This window comes from Acinetobacter sp. YH16052, assembly GCF_013417155.1.
In the GTDB taxonomy this organism is placed as follows: Bacteria; Pseudomonadota; Gammaproteobacteria; order Pseudomonadales; family Moraxellaceae; genus Acinetobacter.
On record NZ_VPEO01000066.1, the window covers coordinates 1 to 4,449 of the forward strand.

The 4,449-nt window shown below is 31.4% G+C and carries 7 protein-coding genes; 3 read left to right on the top strand and 4 right to left on the bottom strand.

Annotated elements, in window-relative coordinates:
• The 3 genes from FTV42_RS15635 to FTV42_RS15645 form a co-directional block, all read right to left on the bottom strand.
• Positions 1-1,184: hypothetical protein (locus FTV42_RS15635; protein WP_180039169.1), on the bottom strand; the 1,184-nt coding region annotated here is incomplete at its 3' end.
• Positions 1,159-1,572, bottom strand: a complete 414-nt coding sequence (locus tag FTV42_RS15640) for a relaxosome component (RefSeq protein ID WP_008917002.1) — start codon at positions 1,570-1,572, stop codon at positions 1,159-1,161. The genes FTV42_RS15635 and FTV42_RS15640, both read right to left, overlap by 26 nt.
• Before the next feature lie 223 nt (positions 1,573-1,795).
• Positions 1,796-2,335 (bottom strand): hypothetical protein, encoded by a 540-nt coding sequence (locus FTV42_RS15645; RefSeq protein ID WP_179996694.1) that lies wholly within the window; start codon positions 2,333-2,335, stop codon positions 1,796-1,798.
• A gap of 26 nt (positions 2,336-2,361) precedes the next feature.
• On the opposite strand from FTV42_RS15645, the gene FTV42_RS15650 reads away from it, so the two are divergent.
• The 3 genes from FTV42_RS15650 to FTV42_RS15660 all read left to right on the top strand — a co-directional run bounded on the left by FTV42_RS15650 (position 2,362) and on the right by FTV42_RS15660 (position 4,024).
• Positions 2,362-2,679, top strand: a complete 318-nt coding sequence (locus FTV42_RS15650; RefSeq protein ID WP_179991742.1) for a hypothetical protein — start codon at positions 2,362-2,364, stop codon at positions 2,677-2,679.
• A gap of 227 nt (positions 2,680-2,906) precedes the next feature.
• Positions 2,907-3,767, top strand: a complete 861-nt coding sequence (locus FTV42_RS15655; RefSeq protein WP_179991741.1) for a replication initiation protein — start codon at positions 2,907-2,909, stop codon at positions 3,765-3,767.
• Complete coding sequence (locus tag FTV42_RS15660) at positions 3,764-4,024, top strand: helix-turn-helix domain-containing protein (RefSeq protein WP_008917004.1); 261 nt, start codon at positions 3,764-3,766, stop codon at positions 4,022-4,024. The genes FTV42_RS15655 and FTV42_RS15660 overlap by 4 nt, the downstream gene beginning before the upstream one ends.
• On the opposite strand, the gene FTV42_RS15665 is transcribed toward FTV42_RS15660, so the two are convergent.
• Positions 4,021-4,449: hypothetical protein (locus FTV42_RS15665; RefSeq protein WP_180039170.1), on the bottom strand; the 429-nt coding region annotated here is incomplete at its 5' end. The two genes, FTV42_RS15660 and FTV42_RS15665, sit on opposite strands and share 4 nt — an antisense overlap.

The window sequence follows — 4,449 nt, forward strand, 5'->3', positions numbered from 1 at the left end:
TCTCTACTTCTATCTTCGAATTTCGAATAAATAGATTGTTGTTCTTGATTAATGTTTTCAATTTCGCTTCCAATGCTTCTAATTCTTTGTTCTCTTGTTCTTTCTTCTGTTTTATCGCTTCTATTATTCTGCTCATTGTTTAAATTCTCTTTATTAAAATCATTATTAAAATTAAGAAAAATAAATTCATTCCTAATAAGGCTATTATTATTACTTGATATTTCAGATCTAACATCCTGAATGTCATTTGTTCTCTTATTGTTTTGTTCATTGCTATTCTTATTTTCGTTCTGTGTTCTTTTAAAGCGTTTTTTATTTCTACTTGTTCTTTTGCTAAGCTCTGCGTCAAAAACGCTCGTGTGCTCTCTGAGTGCGTTTTTAACGTACTCTCGATCTGCTCTGTGATCGATTCTTGATTCTTCGTTATAAGTTTTGTAATCTCTGCTCTGTTCATAGATATCTCCTTTTAACCTTACAGGCTTATCTTCTTCGCTAAATTTAATAGATATATAATTATCACCTGTACGATTTATAATTATATTTTTCTCTTTAGTTAAAAAATCAATTAATTCTTTTCTGTTGTTTATTTCTTCGATTGATATTTTCGCTATTATTTCTTCCTGTAATTTATTTACTATATCTTTTTTGTGTTTTGGTATTTTATTATTTAAAGTATTAATTAGCTTATTTCTTTCTTTGTGATTTTCTACGTCTATAACTGAGCTAATATTATTCTCATAATTAACAACTTCACAAAATGCGTTAAATAGTTTTTTATCTGCATAGTGATAGTATGTTTTGTATGCTCTTTTATCTGCTAATGCGTTGAATGTAAGATAATTAAGTTCTAGTCGCCCTTTATCTTGATGCTGCACCCAAAGGACCGGGGGACGGTTCTCAGGTGCGATTTCTGCGAACATCATTTCTTCAAATTCTGACATGATTTTATTTTTTAAATCTTCGTCGATGTCTTTTTCTTCAAACGAAAGAACGCCCGCTGTGTATGGGTGAGAGAAGTTTTTTGATTGAATATATTCGTTAAAGTTTAAAATATCTTTCTCTGTTGTTGTAGATAAAACTTTTATATATTGTTGTTCTTCTATTTTGTCTTTACGCAATAAATAAGATAATGAGTTTTTAACGTTTCTCTGTTTGTTTTTACCTCCTATCTGTTTGTGTATCATTATAAACCTCTTTTATTTTTTCTATATCCTCTGTTAGTTCTTCAAACAAATAAGCGAATTGCTCACCGTTGGCGCTGTTAATAAAAAAATCAATATTAGCATTAATTTTTTTAGCGATTTGATTAATGTTATTAGATATATTATTTAATAGAAATAGATATTCTTTATTTCCGTTATTTTTTATTTTATTTTTTAATATTGCAGATTTATTTAAAAGTAACGCTCTTATAGCTGCTGCTCTTTTTAAATCTAATTTTTCAGCTAACAATTCAACTTCTGTTAATTCTTCGTCACTTAAACATAAAGAAATAAAATTTTTACGTTGATAGCGATCTTTATATGTTTTTTTATCTTCAATGAGAATTTTTAAATTGCTCAAATTTGCCATGTTTTTTTCCTTGTGTTTTATGTTTTGACCTTCAGGGGATTGAAGGGGCGAAGCCCCTCACAAGTAACGTAATACGAAGTATTGCGCTAACTTGCTATCTAAGGTATCCCTTACTTAAGAAATAAGATATTTTGCTTTATTGTCAATACATAAACCCCAAAATCAAAACCGATCTTGAGGTCTTTTTTCTTCTAGTTCGCTCCGCTCACTGCTACGCACTTAATTATAATCCATAGACAACTATCTGATTGTTACCAGAATAATCCTTATCCAATATATATTTAATATTAAATGTTCCTATTTCTTTATTTTTAAACTGATTTGTAAAATCTCTAAACTCTATATCGTTAGGAATTAATTCCTGATAATTTTCGATTAATACACCACTTATTGAAATCTTAACCGCTGCCTCACAAGTTCTAGTTTTATTTTTATTATCATATGCAACCTCTCGAACAGCCAACAATTGAGTATCTGCATTTTGGGTCAACGATATATCCAATGGAATAATTATGTCTTTGAAGTCTCCATTTTTATAATCATAATCAGTCAATTTTTCATAAACTAACGACGCTGGTTCATTTGGATCTAACCGTTGCTTAGCAACAAAAGCCTTATCATATTGTGATTTATAAGCTTGATTTACTAACGCGTTAGCTTCTACTGATTTACACTCAATCGGAATATCATTAGCTAATGATATGATTGGATAACAGATTGTTATTAGAGTAATTGTAGAAAAAATAAGGTGATTTTTAGGCATAACAAACCTCAAAAAAGGAATAAATAATGGATAAGATCATTTCATACTGGAAAGAATATAACATTGCACATTATGATGAAAAGAAAAGATTTTACGTGATATACGGTAAGTATAACCACTTAAATAACGAAGAAGAATCAAGAAAATGCCTAGGTCTTCATTGGGAGGACTACCCAAAGTCTAGATCTGTTTTAGCCCCTATGGTTGTAACAGCAGAAATAAAGAACTCAATTCTGGCTGGATTATTAAAAGATGGATTAGATAAAAAAAATAAAGTAGACCTTGAGAAAATACTTAAAGCTATCGAATACTTTAAAGACGAGGATTTGAAAGATAGCTATTAAGCTCAACGCTGAGAGCTGACAAAACTTGTTTTTGTTAGTTTGAAGCGTTCAAAAAGGTTTGCTTTGCTAACGCCCAAAAAACCACCCCTTTGGGGCTGTTATCTGATATGGTTAAGGCAATCACTTGACAAACTTTTTTGATGTATTAAAACATAAGAAAACAGAAACCCTATTGCTTTGAGTTTGGCGACCGTAGCAACAGGGTTTCAGAGAAAAAGGACTGCTTTATGTTTAACAACGATAATAGACAAAATTTTATAAGTCAAATGCCAATGAAGCCCTACTGTTCTGACGATTTAAGTAATGGGTTAAGAATTAGAAAAAAAGAAAAAGCGCTAGAAATGCTTTACATACAAGCTAATCAACCAGCTATACAAACTTGCTTGCTATTCGATCTAGATGAAGAAAATTGTTTTTATAAATTTGAAGAAGTTAACTTGCCTGTTCCTCACTTTATAACGAAAAGCCCCAAATCTGGCAGGTGTCATTATGGTTATATTTTGAAGAACGGGGTTTGTAAAACACAACAAGCAAAATTAAAACCGTTACGCTATGCCTCCGCAGTAGAAAACAGCATAGCAAACAGATTAGGTTCAGACCCTAACTATGTAGGGCTTATTACTAAAAACCCGTTAAATAGTCATTGGTCGCCTTGGTGGTCTGGTGCTGAATTGTATGATCTCGATTATCTCGCTGATTTTGTCGATTTAAATCAACCTAAAAGCGTTAAAGCTGAAAATTACGGATTAGGTCGCAATGTTAACCTTTTTGATGATCTGCGAGCTTGGTCTTATAAACGAGTTTTAGGGTTTAAATCTTCATCATCATTTGAACAATGGATGAAAGAAGTTGAGAGACAAGCGATCAACCTCAACGCTGTTTGTAATCAGCAAAACCCTTTGCCATTCAATGAAATAAAAGCGACAGCCCGAAGTATAGGCAAATGGACATGGAAAAATTTTGACGTTGCTAAGTTTTCAGAGATACAAAGCGCAAGGGGAAAAAAGAATCTAGGAAAGAAAAAAAATAACTATAAAAAACAAAGCGAAATATTGAATATGCTTGATTTTTTAGGAGGTAAAAAATGAGAGTAAACAGAGACGGATTAACACAAAAAGAGTTAGCAAAAAAATTTAATGTCTCAATAACAACAGTAATAAAATACACTGCTATAGACAGAGAAGATTACGAGAAAGAGGCATTAAATCGTCGCAAAACAGCGTATGAGCTACGAGAGAAGGGGCTGAGTTGGAAAGAGGTAGCGGAAGCTATGCAATGCTCTTATAACGCTGTAACGTCTCTAGCGAAGCGATACAAGCAACAAGATCTAAAAGAGAGCGTTTAGCTCTCTTTTGTTATGTGGTTCTTATAATAACTAAATAAAAAACTAAGCGTTTTTTTCATGTCTTGAATATCAGATTTTAAATCTTCGTCGTCTTTCAATTTTGTTTTGTTGCCCTTGCGTTTCTTCTTGTTTTTTAAAGAATTTTGAGACTTTTTGAGTGATGCTTTTTTTGAGTTCTTGAGTTCGTTTAAATCGCTCGATATTGTCAAAAAATAATCTAAAAAATCTGTCAACATATCTGTTTGATAGTCTAATTCTTCTTCTAATTCTTTTAGATTTCTCATTAATATATTGTTGTTCTCTACTTCTATCTTCGAATTTCGAATAAATAGATTGTTGTTCTTGATTAATGTTTTCAATTTCGCTTCCAATGCTTCTAATTCTTTGTTCTCTTGTTCTTTCTTCTGTTTTATCGCTTCTATTAT